Source organism: Nocardia amikacinitolerans NBRC 108937, from assembly GCF_001612615.1.
In the GTDB taxonomy this organism is placed as follows: Bacteria; Actinomycetota; Actinomycetes; order Mycobacteriales; family Mycobacteriaceae; genus Nocardia; species Nocardia amikacinitolerans.
Genome location: NZ_BDAU01000034.1, coordinates 104,840 through 120,647, shown reverse-complemented (window position 1 = coordinate 120,647; position 15,808 = coordinate 104,840). Strand labels below are relative to the sequence as shown.

General features: G+C 68.2%; 13 protein-coding genes and 1 tRNA gene. 6 read left to right on the top strand and 8 right to left on the bottom strand.

Going from position 1 to position 15,808, the window contains the following annotated elements:
• Positions 1-121: 121 nt before the first annotated feature.
• Complete coding sequence (locus NAM01S_RS25270; protein WP_067789508.1) at positions 122-628, bottom strand: YbhB/YbcL family Raf kinase inhibitor-like protein; 507 nt, start codon at positions 626-628, stop codon at positions 122-124.
• Between the two features lie 138 nt (positions 629-766).
• Entirely contained in the window at positions 767-1,423 is a 657-nt protein-coding gene (lppU, locus tag NAM01S_RS25265) for an LppU family putative lipoprotein (protein ID WP_067789507.1), read from the bottom strand.
• A 285-nt stretch (positions 1,424-1,708) separates the two neighbouring features.
• Between lppU and NAM01S_RS25260 the strand changes: the two genes are divergently transcribed.
• Entirely contained in the window at positions 1,709-2,314 is a 606-nt protein-coding gene (locus NAM01S_RS25260; RefSeq protein ID WP_067789504.1) for a DUF8020 domain-containing protein, read from the top strand.
• Positions 2,315-2,444: 130 nt separating this feature from the next.
• Here the strand turns inward: NAM01S_RS25260 and NAM01S_RS25255 are convergent.
• Positions 2,445-2,518, bottom strand: a tRNA-Met gene (locus tag NAM01S_RS25255).
• A gap of 603 nt (positions 2,519-3,121) precedes the next feature.
• Here NAM01S_RS25255 and NAM01S_RS25250 point away from each other — a divergent pair.
• Entirely contained in the window at positions 3,122-3,676 is a 555-nt protein-coding gene (locus tag NAM01S_RS25250) for a transglycosylase family protein (RefSeq protein ID WP_067789601.1), read from the top strand.
• Between the two features lie 84 nt (positions 3,677-3,760).
• Here NAM01S_RS25250 and NAM01S_RS25245 read toward each other — a convergent pair whose 3' ends face one another.
• Complete coding sequence (locus NAM01S_RS25245) at positions 3,761-6,745, bottom strand: UPF0182 family protein (protein ID WP_067789599.1); 2,985 nt, start codon at positions 6,743-6,745, stop codon at positions 3,761-3,763.
• Positions 6,746-6,947: 202 nt separating this feature from the next.
• On the opposite strand from NAM01S_RS25245, the gene NAM01S_RS25240 reads away from it, so the two are divergent.
• The gene (locus NAM01S_RS25240; protein ID WP_067789502.1) at positions 6,948-7,538 is read left to right on the top strand and encodes a PPA1309 family protein; all 591 of its coding nucleotides are present in this window, start codon (positions 6,948-6,950) and stop codon (positions 7,536-7,538) included.
• Here NAM01S_RS25240 and NAM01S_RS25235 read toward each other — a convergent pair whose 3' ends face one another.
• Entirely contained in the window at positions 7,539-8,564 is a 1,026-nt protein-coding gene (locus NAM01S_RS25235; RefSeq protein WP_218018461.1) for a YlbL family protein, read from the bottom strand.
• A gap of 160 nt (positions 8,565-8,724) precedes the next feature.
• On the opposite strand from NAM01S_RS25235, the gene NAM01S_RS25230 reads away from it, so the two are divergent.
• The 3 genes from NAM01S_RS25230 to NAM01S_RS25220 all read left to right on the top strand — a co-directional run bounded on the left by NAM01S_RS25230 (position 8,725) and on the right by NAM01S_RS25220 (position 12,497).
• The gene (locus tag NAM01S_RS25230) at positions 8,725-10,140 is read left to right on the top strand and encodes a zinc-dependent metalloprotease (protein ID WP_067789498.1); all 1,416 of its coding nucleotides are present in this window, start codon (positions 8,725-8,727) and stop codon (positions 10,138-10,140) included.
• A gap of 88 nt (positions 10,141-10,228) precedes the next feature.
• Positions 10,229-11,095: a hypothetical protein gene (locus NAM01S_RS25225; protein WP_067789496.1), complete on the top strand. Its 867-nt coding sequence runs from the start codon at positions 10,229-10,231 to the stop codon at positions 11,093-11,095.
• Between the two features lie 58 nt (positions 11,096-11,153).
• Positions 11,154-12,497, top strand: coding sequence for an ABC1 kinase family protein (locus tag NAM01S_RS25220; protein ID WP_067789495.1), 1,344 nt, complete (start codon positions 11,154-11,156; stop codon positions 12,495-12,497).
• A 156-nt stretch (positions 12,498-12,653) separates the two neighbouring features.
• Here the strand turns inward: NAM01S_RS25220 and NAM01S_RS25215 are convergent, their stop codons facing one another.
• From NAM01S_RS25215 to NAM01S_RS25205, 3 genes are all read right to left on the bottom strand, one after another.
• Positions 12,654-12,944, bottom strand: coding sequence for a WhiB family transcriptional regulator (locus tag NAM01S_RS25215; protein WP_067789589.1), 291 nt, complete (start codon positions 12,942-12,944; stop codon positions 12,654-12,656).
• Between the two features lie 140 nt (positions 12,945-13,084).
• On the bottom strand, positions 13,085-13,438 hold the full coding sequence (locus NAM01S_RS25210) for a hypothetical protein (protein WP_143861393.1): 354 nt from the start codon (positions 13,436-13,438) through the stop codon (positions 13,085-13,087).
• Positions 13,439-13,596: 158 nt separating this feature from the next.
• Positions 13,597-15,750, bottom strand: a complete 2,154-nt coding sequence (locus NAM01S_RS25205; RefSeq protein WP_067789489.1) for an ATP-dependent DNA helicase UvrD2 — start codon at positions 15,748-15,750, stop codon at positions 13,597-13,599.
• Positions 15,751-15,808: the final 58 nt, after the last annotated feature.

Sequence of the window (15,808 nt, the reverse complement as noted above, 5' to 3'; positions counted from 1 at the left end):
ACGAAGGCACCGGCACGCGCGGCCCTGCTCAGGACGCCACGATCAATTCGGCGGCCAAGGCGCGAAACCGCGAGAACACGCCGCCCGATGCCGAGCAACGCCAGTGTTCGTGGGGCGCCGGTTATTCGTTCTCAGCCACAAAGAAATTCGCGGCGACGGGCTCGAGCACCTGCGAATGCGCGAAGCGAAGTGGATCGAATTTCGGACGGCCGAGTTGGCGGACGCCCATTTCCTCCGCCTGCCGGTAGACCACGAGCACATATCGGTGCGGCCCGGAGCCCGCGGGCGGCGTCGGACCGGCGTACGGCACGATCTCGGAACCACGGGCGATATCGAGTCCGGGAACGTCGCCCACCGCCCAGTGCAGCCAGCACAGCCCGTGCGACGCCGACCTCGACGGCGCGTCCACATCGAACATCAGAACCGTGTACGAAGCGGATTCGTCGTCCGCCAGTGGCCATTCCAGCTCGGGCGCGTTCGCCGTCTGCGCCACCGAGAGTTTCCCGCCCGGTGACACTGGCACACCGCCGTATTTCGCCGACAATTCGGCGCCCGCGAACGCATCGATCTGGTCCGGGACGAATCGCTCGTGCCGCAACGCGGCCAGGAGTGCCTCATTGGCGTTCACGTCCTGGATTATTACGTGGTCGCGGCCTTCGTCCCGACAAGACGCGCCGCCCGGCACCCGCGAGACCCGCACGGATTCGATCTGGTTTCCGCGACCGTACGGGTACCGATGGCATCACCGAAAAGTCGGCGCCCCACCTCAGAGTTCGGCGACACAGACCACGAAGCGGCGTTGGTTGTAGACGAATCCGTAATTGCCGGAGGCGCATTGGTTCACATCGGTGATGCCCTGCTTGACTTCCAGCACCCGCACGCCCTTGGCCGTACCGCCGGCGGCGCAATCGATGTGTTTCGGATTGCCGGCGCCGAGTTCCATGCAGCCGCCGACGACCCAGTCGATATCCATGCACAACGATCCCTGCTCGACCCCGCGCACGCGCTGACCGTAGGACTGGTCGGCGTCGGCCGGGCATTTGCCGTCGGCGGGCACCTTGTCGAAGACCTTGTAGCTGGAATTGCCGCCGCCGCAGGAGGCCTTCTCGATTTCGTCGGCGCCGCCGCCGAGCACCACGCAGTCACCGACATTCATCAGAATCGCGGTCGGCGCCTTGCTGGCCGGGCTGAGCTCGCCCTCGGCGATGGGCTCCCCGGCGGCAGGCTCGGGCGCGCTCGATGTCGACGGCGCCGCCGAAACCGTTGTCGCACGGATGTTGTCGACCAGCTGCGGGCTCGCGCTACGGGCGGGCTCCGCGTCGTCCATGGCGAACGCGACCATGATCGTCAAGCCGGTGCACACCGCGCAGACCAGCAAGAACGAGGCCAAGGCGAAACCGGCACGAACACGTTGGCGCGACACGTCTCGCCCTCCACAGCTGTCACGCTTCGAACCCCGCGCCTGACGAGATCTGAAGTCTGAAACTTGCACTCTGAAACTCACGAAATGCTTACACGACTCCGGACGGGTTGTCGAATCCGGGCATTTCGGTCATCTGACTAGGTCACGAATGGGCAACGATATGCCCAATTTCCTGCCGAATTCGGCTGAAGTCCAAAGATTTTCGGACGCCGTATGGCCCGCGCGCTATACAGTCACCCGCCATCCGGCCACGGGAGCCGGAGATCTCGTCAAAAGGAATTCAGCATGAAGTTCGGCATGCTTGCCACAACGACACTCTTGACCGCCGCGGCGGTCGGCCTCACCGCGGGCGCCGTGCACGCGAAACCCGCTGATCAGCAGGAGGTTTCGGCGTCCGGCGTCGACCAGGGCGTCGGCTACCGCACGGTGTCGGCCGACGCCTCGCGCGTCGTCACCACGACGGTCGACAACGGCCGGTTCGAGATCGTCGACGGCGGCGCCAAGGTGGTGCTGAAGTCCGATCGCGGCGAGGTCGTCACCGACGTGCCGCTGACCTACGAGCTCTCCGGACAGCGCCTGCCGGTGGCGAACGAGATCAGCGAAGACGGCAGGAAGCTGACGCTCACGCCGACGGTGGACGCGAAGGCGATCGGCGAGATGCAGCCGGTCGACTCGCAGGCCCGCCTCGCCACGGAGATCAACAAGAACGTGGTCGGCCTCGTGGCGGGCGGCGTGCTTGGCGGCCTGATCGGCGCCGTCCTCGGCCTCGGCTTCTTCAGCATCATCACCGGACCCATCGGCGCCGTCGTCGGCGCGATCGCCGGCGGCTACATCATGGGCGGCCAGCCGTTCATGGACGCGATGAACGCGGCCATCAGCGGCCAGCCCTGATCGCATGACCACGTCGGCGGGCGGGCGCACCGCGCCGCGGCCGCCCGCCGACCGCACCCGATGCTGAACGCAGACCAATGCAACGAAAAGCGGCCCCGGAACCATGTGGTTCCGGGGCCGCTTTTCTTCGTAGCGGGGACAGGATTTGAACCTGCGACCTCTGGGTTATGAGCCCAGCGAGCTACCGAGCTGCTCCACCCCGCGTCGGTGAACACCAGATTACACACGTCTACGCGGGGAAGGCAAATCGCTTACCGAGGAGGCCGTTCAGCCAGGTCAGCGGGTTACCGAGGAATCGGAAAGCGCTCACTCGACGACCAAATGAGCAGATCACCACTCCGAGCGGCAACTCACTCGCGGGCGTGGACTTGCCGCGGACAAGCAGAGCCGACCGAGCGGACATTGCGCGTGCCCCCGTGCATCGGCGGCCGTCGGCGGCCATTTTTCGTAAGCCGACCGACCAGTTCCGCGCTTCAAACGTGACAGCCGTCACTATTTCAGGGTGATCTCGCGCACATAACGGTGCTATAACGTACCGACCAGAACCCGTCCTCGAGGCATTTCTTACCTGGGCATACATCGATTTTCGCGTCATTCGCTTCATGCAATTCTCATAGTTATCAAGATGTGATCTGCCGAGATTTCTTGGTTACGGTCGGTCCACGGCCCGGAGCAAACCGTGATGGGCTCGAACTCGAACCGCCGAACACCGGCGACCCTGTCCCGCGGTTCGAGGATCCCCGACCTCCTGGGGACAGGGACGCGATGACATTCGTCGAGTCGGTGGGCGCAGGGAGGGAAACCACCATGTCTGAGAACCGGAAGTTCAGCACCCGCGCCCTCGGCCTCGCCGCCATCACCGGCGCCTTTGTTGCCGTCCCGTTCGCACTCTCCACCGCCTCGGCCTCCGCCGCGACCCACAACTGGGACGGCGTCGCCCAGTGCGAGAGCGGTGGCAACTGGGGGATCAACACCGGTAACGGCTACTACGGCGGCCTGCAGTTCTCGCAGAGCACCTGGACCGCCAACGGCGGCACCGGCTACGCCCACAACGCCAGCAAGGAAGAGCAGATCCGGGTCGCCGAGAACGTGCTGGCCACCCAGGGTGTCGGCGCCTGGCCGTCGTGCGGCAAGTACCTGCAGGCGGGCCAGTCCGCTCCGGAGCCGGAAGCCGAGCCCGTCGCCCCCGCGCTTCCCGTCCCCGCGCCCGAGCTTCCCGCCCCCGCGGTCGAGCAGAGCCAGGACATCGTCGACCAGGTCAAGAGCACCGGCGCCGAGCTGGCCAAGCAGTACGGCCTGGAGGGCCAGTACCAGCAGCTGCTGTCGCAGCACAGCGCGCTGATCGACTCGCTGGGCAACTGACGCCGAAACCCCGTCACCGCCACAGCACACGAAAGCGGCGCTGCCATCACTGGGGATGGCAGCGCCGCTTTTGTGCTGAAGGCGTCAGCGACCGCTGTTTTCGTACGCCTTGATCGCCTGCTCCAGCCTGGTGAACGCCGCACCGAGACTGGCCAGATCACCGCTGCGCTGAGCGTCGCGCACATTGCGCAGGGCCGCGTCCAGTTCCACGACCGCGGCGTCCTTCGCGTTCGGCGGCGGCGGGGTCGTTCCCTGGGCGGGCGGCGGCGCCGTGACGCCCTGGTTCGGCGGCGGCGGAGCCGTGCCCTGCTGGTTCGGCGTCTCGGCGCCCGGGGCCGTCGCGGCGCTTCCGCTGCCGGGGAAGATCTTGTCGAGAGCCGCAGCGAGAGTCGGCTCGTAACCGACCATCACCGAGCCGGTCGCCGGGTCGCGGTAGCTCACGAGCACGCGGGCCAGCTGCGGGAAGGTCGAGGTGTTCGGTCCGCTGTTGCGCTCGGTGTACAGCGGCTCGACATAGAGAATGCCGCCGTCGGCGATCGGCAGGGTGAGCAGATTGCCGTACTTGATCTTGTTCGCGCCCTGCAACAGCGTCTTGTCGCGCGAGACCTCGTCGTTGATGGTCATCGTGTTCTGCGTTTGCTGCGGACCCTGCGTCTGCGAATCCGTCGGCAACTGCAAGATCGTGAACTTGCCGTAACTCTCCGGATCCGAATGCACTGAGATGTAGGCCGACAGGAACTGCCTGTTGAAGCCCACCATGGCGCTGGTCAGGTTGAACTCCGGCCGCCCCGTCTCCGGATCACCGACGAGCACGTAGTGCGGCGGCTGCTTGAAAGTGCCGCCCTCGATCGTCGGATCGCTGGGCACCGACCAGAACGCGTTGTTGGTGAAGAACTGCCGCGGATCGTTCACGTGGTACCTGGTGAGCATCTCGCGCTGCACCTTGAACAGATCCTCCGGGTAGCGGAAGTGCGAGCGCAGCTCTGGCGAGATGTCGCTCTCCGGCTTCACCGCGTTCGGGAACACCCCGCGCCAAGCCTTCAGCACCGGATCGGCGGTGTCCACCTCGTACAGGGTGACGGTGCCGTCGTAGGCGTCGACCGTCGCCTTCACCGAGTTACGGATGTAGCTGACCTCCTTGCGGGGCAACAGCCGTCCGGTCTTCTTGTCGATGCTGTCCTCGACCGCGCCCTCCAGCGAGGTGCTCTGCGCGTACGGGTAGTTGTCCAGGGTGGTGTAGGCGTCCACGATCCAGACGATGCGCTTGTCCACCACTGCGGGGTAGGCGTTCCCGTCGGCGGTCAGCCAGGGCGCGACCTTCTCGACCCGCTCCTTCGGATCGCGGTTGAAGATGATCTTCGAGTCGTCGCCGATGGCGCCGGAGAACAGGATGTTGCGCTCCGCGTACTTCGCCGCGAAAGCCAGCCGGTTGAACCAGGAGCCGATCGACACGCCGCCGGAACCCGTGTAGGTGTACTGCACGTTGTCCAGGTCGTATTCCCGCGCGGGCTGCCCGGCGGCGCCGACGATGGCGTAGTCGGCGTCGGACTGGGAGATCAGCTCCCCGTAGTAGATCCGCGGTTGGTCGACCTTGATGGCCTGACGGTCCCGCGGAGTGGAGATGTCACTGATGAAACTCATTGTGCCGTCGTCGAAGACCGGGTAGCCGCTGTCGCTGCTACCAGCGACGGTCGCGTCCTTGGCCGCGGCCTTGTTGATGCGGTTGGCCGGGGCGGCGACGAAGCCGTTGCCGTGGGTGTAGACGGTGTGCCGGTTGATCCAGTCCGTCTGGTTGTCCTTGAGGCTCTGCGGCTCCAGCTCGCGCGCCGCGACGACGTAGTCCTGCATCTCGCCGTCGATGGTGTAGCGGTCGATGTCGAGCGGGTTGGGGAAGCCGTAGAAGTTCTTCAGCTGGTGCAGCTGAGTAAAGGTGGGCGAAAGGATGTTCGGGTCGAGCAGCCGGATGTTGGAGATGGTGGTGCGGTCGGCGGGAACGTCGCGCGGGTTCTTGGTGCCGTCGCCCCGGTAGTTCTGGTACTCGACCTTGTCGTCGGTGATGCCGAACGCCTGCCTGGTCGCGGCGATGTTGCGCTCGATGTACTCCGACTCCTTGTCCGCGGCGTTCGGGCGCACCGAGAACTGCTCGACAACCAGCGGCCACACCGCGCCGACCAGGATCGAGGAGAGCACGAGCAGCGCGGCGGCCATGGCGGGCACCCGCAGGTCGCGCAGCACGATGCCGGCGAAGAAGGCGAGCGCGCAGATCACCGCGATGGACAGCAGGATCAGCTTGGCGGGCAGCACCGCGTTGATGTCGGTGAACGAACCGCCGGTGAAGGTGGGTTCCTTGCGCGCGCTGGAGAGCAGCTCGTAGCGGTCGAACCAGTACGCGATCGCCTTGAGCAGCACGAAGATTCCGGCGAGCACCGCGAGCTGGATGCGCGCTGGCTTGGTGAGCGTGCCCTCACGCCCGCTCAGCCGCAGGCCGCCGAAGATGTAGTGCGTCACCAGGTTCGCGAAGAACGCGATGACCACCGCGACGAACAGCCAGTTCAGCACCATCCGGTAGAAAGGCAGATCGAAGGCGTAGAAACCTACGTCCAGGCCGAACTGCGGATCGGTCTCGCCGAACGAGCCGCCGGTGCGGAACAACTGCACCGTGACCCAGTTCGACTGCGCCACCAAGCCGGAAAGCAGACCGAGCAGCACCGGGATGCCGACGCCGAACAGCTTGAGCTTGCTCATCACGGTGGTGCGGTAGCGCGCGATCGGATCGTTCGGCCCGGCGACCGGGATGAACACCGGTCGCGTCCGATAGGCGAGCAGCAACGCGAGCCAGACCACGAGACCGACGAACACCGCCACCGCGAGGAACAGCAGTACGCGGGTCAGCAGCACGGTGAGATACACGTCGCGGAAACCGACCTCACCGAACCACAGCCAGTTGGTATAGGTGTCGGTCAGCCGCGGTCCCAGCAGCAGCAACGCCGCCAGGATGATGGCCCCCACGAGCAGCACGCGGCTGCGTCGGGACAACGAAGGTAAGCCGGTTGGGGGCCGCATGCCCACGGTGCCACTCTCCAGGGTCCGGCGGCGCCCGACCGGCATATTCGGTCGGTGCGCCGCATTCCGACGTTGCGGTTCGGTCCTCGCGGACCGTCTGGCGCCCACTCTACGGAAACGGACATCGCGACGTCGTGTGTGGCCTCGGTGAACTCGGCGGAACCGATTTCGGTGGCTTCGCCGATCGGCTCGCGGTGGTGATGCGAGGATGTCCACCGTGAACGCCGATCTGCACGCCGAGCTTGTCCTGTCCCGCGCCGTACGGGAAGTCGCGGAGTTCGCCGACGCCGAGGGCTGGGGCCGTCCGCCGCAGATGTTCGCGCTGGTGCCGACCGCCGATCTGGTCGCGGCCGAACCCGGTCTGCTCGATCAGATCGACCAGGGCGACGAGCTGACGCCGATCGCGCAGGAGCCACTGCCCGACGACATCACCGGCGGTTCGATGGCGCTCGACGAGTTCCTCGCCACCACGAGCTGGCCGCCCGCCGTCAAAGGCTGTGTGCTGGTGCAGGAGATCGTGGTGCTGCCGCCGGACGCCGAGAGCACCCTCGACGACGCGCTCGCCCCGCTGCTCGCCGACCACGAGGCCGCCGACGCCGCGGCACGCGCCGCCGCCGAGGCGCACCCCGGCCGTCGCGAGGCGCGCCTGTTCGCCGCCGTGCTGCGCGACGGCGCGTCGCTGTCGCTGTTGCAGGTGCGCCCGCAGGACGACGAGGACGATTTCGGCGACCTCGACCTGCGGACATACCCGAACCTGGCGCCGAACCTCATCGAGGCGCTGCACCACACGCTCGACTGATCAGCCGCAGCTCGGCGCCTCGGCGCCCGCGTTGATCGCGTTCAGCGACTGCACCGCGCCGTCGAGGGTCTCCACCTTGACAAGGCGCAGGCCTTCCGGCGTGCGCTGCCTGGCCTCGTTGCAGTTGGCCGCGGGCACCAGGAAGGTCTCGGCGCCCGCCTCGCGCGCGGCCATCATCTTGTATTGGATGCCGCCGATCGGGCCGACCGCGCCCTCCCCGTCGATGGTGCCGGTGCCCGCGACGAACTTGCCGCCGTCCAGGTCGCCGGGACTCAGTTTGTCGACGAGGGCGAGGCTGAACATCAGTCCCGCCGACGGGCCGCCGATGTCGGCCAGGTTGAAGGTGACCTGCATGGGCGGCAGCGCGCCCTCGCCAGGGGTGACGCCGAGGTAGCCCTTGGCCGGATCGTCCGGGCGCGCGCCGAGGGTGATGGTCGCGGTCTGCTCGGCGTTGTCGCGGCGGAACACCACGGTCAACTGGCTGCCCGGCGGCTGCGAGGAAACCGCGGTGACCAGGTCTTTGGGCGTCGTGATGGGCGCGCCGTTCACGCTGACGAGTTCGTCGCCGGGGCGCAGCGCGTCCTTGGCGGGAGCGTCGTCACCGACATTGCGGATCAGCACGACGGTCGGCAGCTTCAGGTAGTGCAGCGCCGCGACCTCGGCATCGCCCTCGGAATCCTTGAACTCCTGCTGATTGGACTTGTCGATCTCCTCGCGTGGCACGCCGGGCGGATACACCTCGGCGCGCGGGACCAGACCGTGCTGGCCGCTGACCCAGAAGCCGAACGCCTCGAACAGGTTCAGCCCGTCGCGCACCGCCACCGTGGTCATGTTCAAGTGCCCGCTCGTCGGATCGAGTTCGGCGCCGACCACGTCGACGACCTGCTTGCCGTCCACCTCGCCGAGCGTGTTGAAGGTGGGCCCCGGTCCGAGCGCGACGAACGGCACCTTGACCACGGTGCCGATGACACCCAGCACGAGCACCGGAACGAGCGCGGCCAGGAGGGTGAGGATCCGACGATTCACCCCGCCCACCATAGTGATCCTCCCCGGCGGCGGACGGTGCAGGCGCGGAATCCGGCGGCGCGCCGCGCGGTCGTTAGCTGTGCGCGTAAAGGGCGCGCCAGCTGGTCGAGCACGGGCCGCCCACGTCACGCGCCGATTGTCCGCGCGTAACGTTAGAGGCATGACTGACTTCCCGTTCGGATTCTCGAACCGTGACGACGATGACCCGCGCAAGCGCGGCGAAGAGCCGAACGGTCCCGGGGCGAACAATCCGTTCGGCTTCCCGATCGGCGGCGGTGCGCCCGGATTCGATCCCGCGCAGCTCGGCCAGATGTTGACCTCGCTCGGTCAAATGCTCAGCGGCATGGGGCAACCCGGCGGCGCGTCCTCTGGTCCGGTCAACTACGACGTCGCCAAGCGACTGGCCCGCCAGCAGCTCGGCGCCGGTGTGACGCCCGTCTCGGCGAGCACCCAGAAGGCGGTGACCGACGCGGCACGCCTCGCCGAACTGTGGCTCGACGGCGCGACGACGCTGCCCGCCGGCGCGACGAAGACCGTCGCGTGGACGGCCAACGACTGGATCGAGGAGACGCTGTCCACCTGGAAGCGGTTGTGCGATCCGGTCGCCGAGCAGATCTCGGGCATGTGGACCGCGCAACTACCCGAGGAAGCCAAGGAATTCGCCGCGCCGATGGTCGGCATGCTCGGCCAGATGGGCGGCCTCGCGTTCGGCTCGCAGCTCGGCCAGGCGCTCGGCCAGCTGGCCAAGGAGGTGCTGACCTCCACCGATATCGGTCTGCCGCTCGGCCCGACCGGCACCGGCGCGCTGCTGCCCACCGCGATCGCGGAGTTCAGCGCGGGCTTGGAACAGCCGGAGAGCGAGATCCTGGTGTTCCTCGCGGCGCGGGAGGCGGCCCACCAGCGGCTGTTCGCGCACGTGCCGTGGCTGCGTCAGCAGGTGCTCGGCGCGGTGGAGGACTACGCGCGCGGTATCAAGATGGACTTCTCCGCGCTCGAGCAGGCCGCCCAGGGCATCGACCCGATGGCGCTGACCGACCCGTCGAAGCTCGAGGAGATCCTGGCGCAGGGCGCGTTCGAACCGCAGACCACACCGGAACAGAAGCAGGCGCTGGAACGGCTCGAGACGCTGCTCGCCCTGATCGAGGGCTGGGTGCAGGTCGTGGTGATCGACGCGGTCGGCGACCGGCTGCCCGGCGCGGGCGCGCTGGCGGAGACGCTGCGCCGCCGCCGCGCCACCGGCGGACCCGCCGAACAGACCTTCGCCACCCTGGTCGGCCTGGAGTTGCGGCCGCGCAAGCTGCGCGAGGCCGCGCAGCTGTGGCGACGGCTGACCACCGACGCGGGTGTCGACGCCCGCGACGGTGTCTGGGCGCACCCGGACCTGCTGCCCGATTCCGATGACCTGGACAACCCCGCGGGCTTCATCGACTCGGTCATCGGCGGCGGCACCACCGCGTTCGACGACCCGCTGGCGCAGCTGGCCGAGACCGAGGCGCGCGAGCGCGCGGAGGCCGAGCGCGAACGCGGCGACGGACCGGACGCACCCGACCTCGGCAAGGACGACGACAAGTCCTGAGAATTCCCGTGTGAACAGCGCGAATTCCTGTGGATAACCGCGGGTTTCGCGCCCGTTCGCGTCATGCGTGGTGCGCATACTGCTTGGCATGACCACGTTGCGCCCGCAGGGCCCGATGCTGCATCCCAGGGTGACGATCCTCGTCCGCCCGTCCGGGGTGGTCCAGCTCGGCTGGGATCCGGAACGCGCACTGCTCCTCGAACCGCCGGACCTGGACACCCAGACCGTGCTCGGCTTCCTCCGCCTGCTCGATGGGCTACGGACCCGGCCGCAGATCCTGTGGCAGGCGGGCCGCAGCGGCATCGCCGCCGAACGCGCCGCCACGCTGCTGGCGGAGATCGATGCCGCGGGTCTGCTGGTGCAGCCGAGGGACCGTCCCGGTCCGATCCGCGCGGTGCGGGTGCACGGCCTCGGGCCGCTCTCGGACGCGATCTCGGCGGGATTGCGCCGCGTCGGCATCCGTCCGGTGCGGTCGCGCGGGGACGCGCCGGAGGCCGTGGTCACGGGACCGAGGGCCGACGATCTCGTGGTGCTCGCCGACACCGTGGTCACCGACCCGCGTCTGGCGAGCGCACTTGTGCTGCACCGTATTCCGCATCTTCCGGTGCGCGTGCGCGATGGCACCGGCGTCGTCGGTCCGCTGGTGCTGCCCGGCGAGACCAGCTGCCTGCGCTGCGCCGACCTCACGCGGGTCGACTACGACGCCGAGTGGCCGCACCTCGCCGCCCAGCTGCTCGGCCGGGTCGGGCACGCCTCGCCCGCCGCCATCGCGGCGACGGCGGCGCTCGCGCTCGGCGAACTCGAGGCGATCCTGGACTGCTCGCCGCGCCGACCGCCCGCGACGCTGGACGCCACGCTCGAGTTGGACCTCGATTCGCACCTGCTCCAGCGAAGGTATTGGGCGCCACACGCCGCCTGTGGTTGTCGCACGATCGGCGCGGGGCGCGCAACGTGAGATCGAAAACTTCCCATTGCCATGGCAAAGTTCCGGGTGCTTCGGCCATGATGGGGAGGTGTCTGAGATCGTGCGCCGTAGCTCGTCCCGCAACGCCAAGTTAGCCAAGATTCCGCTGGGTATCGCCGGGCGGGCCGCCGTCGGCTTCGGCAAGAGGCTCGCGGGCGGTGACAAGGGAGAGATCAGCGCGCAGCTGAACCAGCGGGCCGCCGAACAGCTGTTCACCGTGTTGGGCGAGCTCAAGGGCGGTGCGATGAAGTTCGGCCAGGCGCTGAGTGTGATGGAGGCCGCGGTTCCCGAGGAGTTCGGCGAGCACTACCGCGACGCGCTGACCAAGCTGCAGGCCGCCGCACCACCGATGCCCGCCGAGACGGTGCACCGGGTGCTCGATCAGCAGCTCGGCACCCAGTGGCGGCAGCGCTTTCGTTCCTTCGAGGACGCACCGTCGGCCTCTGCGAGCATCGGACAGGTGCACAAGGCGGAGTGGTCGGACGGTCGCATCGTTGCGGTGAAGGTGCAGTACCCGGGCGCCGACGAGGCGCTGCGCGCCGATCTCAAGACGCTGTCGCGGATGACCGGCCTGATCTCCTCGGTGATCCCCGGCGCGGACGTCAAGCCGATCCTGGCCGAGATCACCGAGCGCACCGAGGAGGAGCTGGATTACCGCAACGAGGCCGCGAACCAGCGCGCGTTCGCCAAGGCCTTCGACGGGCACCCGGAGATCGTGGTGCCCAAGGTGGTGGCCTCCGCGCCGAAGGTGATCGTGACCGAATGGCTCGAGGGGACCCCTGTGTCCCAGATCATCAAGGCGGGCGCCGAGGATCCGGACGGCACGCTCGCGCTGCGCAACCGGGTCGCGTTGCTGATGGGTCGTTTTCACTTCTCCTCGCCCGAGACCGTCGGACTGCTGCACGCCGATCCGCATCCGGGCAACTTCATGGCGCTGGCCGACGGCAGGCTGGCGGTGATCGATTTCGGCGCGTGCGCGCCGCTGCCCAACGGTTTCCCCGAGATCCTCGGGCGGATGCTGGCGATGGCCGTCGAGGAGGACTACGACGGGCTGACCCAGTTGATGTACGACAACGGGTGGGTGATCCCCGGCCGCACCGTCACCCATCGCGAAATCGCCGACTACCTGCGGCCGTTCGCCGATCCGATCAAGACCGATTCGTTCCACTTCACCCGCCGGTGGATGCAGCGCGTCGCGGGCAAGGCGACCGACTTCACCAGCGCGGAGATGAAAACGGCTCGGGCGCTGCAACTTCCGGCCGAACACGTGATGATCTTCCGTGTTCTCGGCGGCTCGGTGGGCATCCTGGCCCAGCTGGACGCCGAAGTGCCGTTCATGCAGCTGGCCGCGACGTGGCTGCCCGGCCTGCGCGACGAGCGCTCGGCCAGCTGACCGGCGCGAAAGACGCTCCCCCACAACGCAAACGGGCCGCCCACCTGATCTCGAGGTGAGCGGCTCGTCTGCTTTCTCGTTCCTGGGCCACGGTGGGGTCCGGATCGGACGGTTGGGCCTCAGCGACCGGAGGGAGGAGAGGCCAGGGCCCGGCTCTCACGCCGGGACCGCGACCTTGCGCGGACGACCGCGCGGACGCTTGCGGGCGATCACGACACCCTGGTCGAAGATCTCACCGCCCCATACGCCCCAAGGCTCGCGCCGATCGATGGCCGCGCTCAGGCAGCCCTTGCGGATCGGGCAAGACGCGCACAGCGCCTTGGCCTGCTCCAGCTGGCCCGGGCTCTCCGCGAACCAGAGATCGGGATCTCCGGCTCGACAGGGCAGGACCTTGGTGACCTCCCGGGTGACAGCGGTGGCCTGCGGCCAGCTCTCTGCGGGGAACACGTCGTTCTCCTTCAGTTCGGTTTGCAGCGGTTCGTCAGTTGTCCACGAAACCGGTGGCAAACGGCTGAAGGGCCGCTTAAAAGTACTGGCCACGGTTTCGCTTCGTGCGATCCGTGGCCAGGAGGTCTGGGGTGGGTCCCCTACCTAGGTCGACACCTGTGTCGATTCCTGATCACGGTCGCTGGGTGTGCGGTGCGGAGGCGTGCTGCCTGCAGATCGATGTCTGCCATGGGCTCGGCCGCCGGCTCATAGCCGGCTTCGCGAGCGAAGACGCCGACTGCCGCGTTGGCGGTCGGATGCCAACCTCCGTTGGGCTTGTCCTGGAGAAGGGTGTGAATCGGCCGAAGCGCCGGCGAAGTCGTCGCCGGCGTACCAAAACCGCACACACTTACTGAGGACAGACCGATCCCCTGCAAGGCGAGGATCCCCCGGGAGGCCGACATGGACGTGCCGACCGCAACGCCGATGGCGCCGAAGTTGTTGTTGCCGTTCATTGGTCTGCCTCCCTCCTTGTTCTCGTTGTGTCGAAACTGTCCGGTGTCGAACCCGGTGGTCTGAAGCACCCCGGTGTCCGAAACTCTGCGCGCCGGAATGCCCTCCCGGTGCGTGATTCCCACCATATGCAATGTCGGCGGAACCGACAACCTATTTTCTACCTGCGGTTTTGTGATGTCGATCGGACTCGCGACGCGACGATCGCGAGCACGTCGGCCCCGTAGTCGACGATCTTCTTCGCGCCGATGCCCGGGATCGCTTCCAGCGCACGGTCGTCGGCGGGCAGTTGCTCGGCGATCGCGGTGAGCGTGGTGTCGGTGAACACCACGAACTCCCGAACCCGCAGTGCCTCGGCCTTTTCGGCGCGCCACTCCTTGAGCGCCTCCAGTAGCGCGGAGTCCAGTTCCGCTGGACAGCGACGGCACCGGCCGAGCATGGTGGCGTAGGTGCCGATCAACGGCTTGGCGCAGACCCGGCAGGACGGGCGTATCCCGTTGCCCTCGGGACGGCCGGTCGACGCCGCGATCCGCGACGCGGGGGAATCGTCGGGCACCAGACCGTTGAGGAAACGCGACCGCCTGCGGGTACGCCTGCTGCCCTCACCGCGCGACAGTGCCCATGACAGCCGCAGATGCTCGCGTGCCCTGGTCACGCCCACATAGAGCAGCCTGCGTTCCTCCTCCAGCGCGGCCTGATCGCCGACCGAGCCGTCGTCGGCGAGCGCGTGCGCGATCGGCAGCGTGCCGTCGGCGAGCCCGACGAGGAAGACCGCGTCCCACTCCAAACCCTTGGCCGCGTGCAGCGACGCGAGCGTCACGCCCTGCACGGTCGGTGGGTGCCTTGCCTCGGCGCGCGCGGCCAGCTCGCGCAGCAGGCCGGGCAGCTCCAGATCGGCGTCGTGTTCGACCAGTTCCTCGGTCAGCCGGACCAGCGCGGTCAGCGACGACCACCGCTCGCGCGCCTGCGCGCCCGCGGGCTCGGTCGCGGTCAGACCGACCGGCGCGAGCACCGCCCGGACCAAGGTGACCAGGGCCGCACCACGGCGGGACCCGTCGGGCAGGTCGTCGCGGGCGGCGGCCTGGCGCAGCGCCTGCACGGCCTGCCTGACCTCGGCGCGCTGGAAGAACCCCTCGCCACCGCGCACCTGATAAGGAATGCCGCGCTCGGTGAGTGCCTGCTCGTAGGCCTCGGACTGGGCGTTGATGCGATAGAGGACGGCGATCTCCGCCGCCGGGGTGCCCGCCGCGATCAGCCGCTTGATCTGGCCCGCGACACCCGCCGCCTCGGCAGGCGCGTCGTCGTACTCGGTGAACTCCGGCTCAGGACCGTCCGGACGCTGGCCGATCAGCTGGAGCCGGGTACCGGCGATGCGGCCACGTGCGGCGCCGATCACCCGGTTGGCCAGCGACACCACCTGCGGCGTCGAACGGTAGTCGCGCTCCAGTCGCACCACCGTCGCGTCCGGGAAGCGCCGCGAGAAATCGAGCAGATAGCTCGGGGTGGCGCCGGTGAACGAGTAGATCGTCTGGTTGGCGTCGCCGACGACCGTCAGATCGTCGCGCTCGCCGAGCCAGGCGTCGAGCACCCGCTGCTGTAGCGGCGTGACGTCCTGGTACTCGTCGACGACGAAACTGCGGTAGCGACCGCGGAATTCGTCGGCGACGGCCGGATAGTCCTCCAGCGCTGCGGCGGTGTGCAGCAGGAGATCGTCGAAATCGAGCAGCAGGCCCTCCGCGGAGGTCTTCAGCGACTCGTAGGCCGCGTAGACCTCGGCCACCCGCGCCGCGTCGTACGGCGGTTCCCTGCGCTGCTTGGCCACCGCAGCCGGATAGTCCTCGGGCGCGAGCAGCGAGGACTTCGCCCATTCGATCTCGCTCAACAGGTCGCGGACACTCTCGGTCGCGGTGCTCAGCCCGGCCCGGTGCGCCGCCTGCGCGACCACCGCGAACTTGCCGTCCAGCAGCCGCCACGGCACGTCGCCGACGACCTGCGGCCAGAAGTACTTCAGCTGGCGCAGCGCCGCGGCGTGAAAAGTTTTGGCCTGCACTTGATTCGCGTCGCCACCGAGACCGAGCGCGCGCAGCCGGGCGCGCAACTCGCCCGCGGCGCGCGCGGTGAACGTGACCGCGAGCACCTGGTCGGGCTTGACATGTCCCGCCGAGACGAGATGCGCGATGCGATGCGTGATGGTGCGGGTCTTGCCGGTGCCCGCGCCGGCGAGCACGCAGACCGGCCCGCGCGGCGCCCGGACGGCGGCGGCCTGTTCGGGGTCCAGGGCGTCGAGGTCGATGGCGGGCACGGTCACCATCATGGCAGCCCGGTCCGACACGCGACCGCCACACCTTGCGCTCGCGAAACCGGCGACACTG

What these genes read in the sequence shown, in the direction of transcription:
- NAM01S_RS25260 (WP_067789504.1), top strand. Translation starts at nt 1,709, where the DNA reads ATGAAGTTCGGCATGCTTGCCACAACGACACTCTTGACCGCCGCGGCG.
- NAM01S_RS25250 (WP_067789601.1), top strand. Translation starts at nt 3,122, where the DNA reads ATGTCTGAGAACCGGAAGTTCAGCACCCGCGCCCTCGGCCTCGCCGCC.
- NAM01S_RS25240 (WP_067789502.1), top strand. Translation starts at nt 6,948, where the DNA reads ATGTCCACCGTGAACGCCGATCTGCACGCCGAGCTTGTCCTGTCCCGC.
- NAM01S_RS25230 (WP_067789498.1), top strand. Translation starts at nt 8,725, where the DNA reads ATGACTGACTTCCCGTTCGGATTCTCGAACCGTGACGACGATGACCCG.
- NAM01S_RS25225 (WP_067789496.1), top strand. Translation starts at nt 10,229, where the DNA reads ATGACCACGTTGCGCCCGCAGGGCCCGATGCTGCATCCCAGGGTGACG.
- NAM01S_RS25210 (WP_143861393.1), bottom strand. Translation starts at nt 13,438, where the DNA reads ATGAACGGCAACAACAACTTCGGCGCCATCGGCGTTGCGGTCGGCACG.
- NAM01S_RS25205 (WP_067789489.1), bottom strand. Translation starts at nt 15,750, where the DNA reads ATGATGGTGACCGTGCCCGCCATCGACCTCGACGCCCTGGACCCCGAA.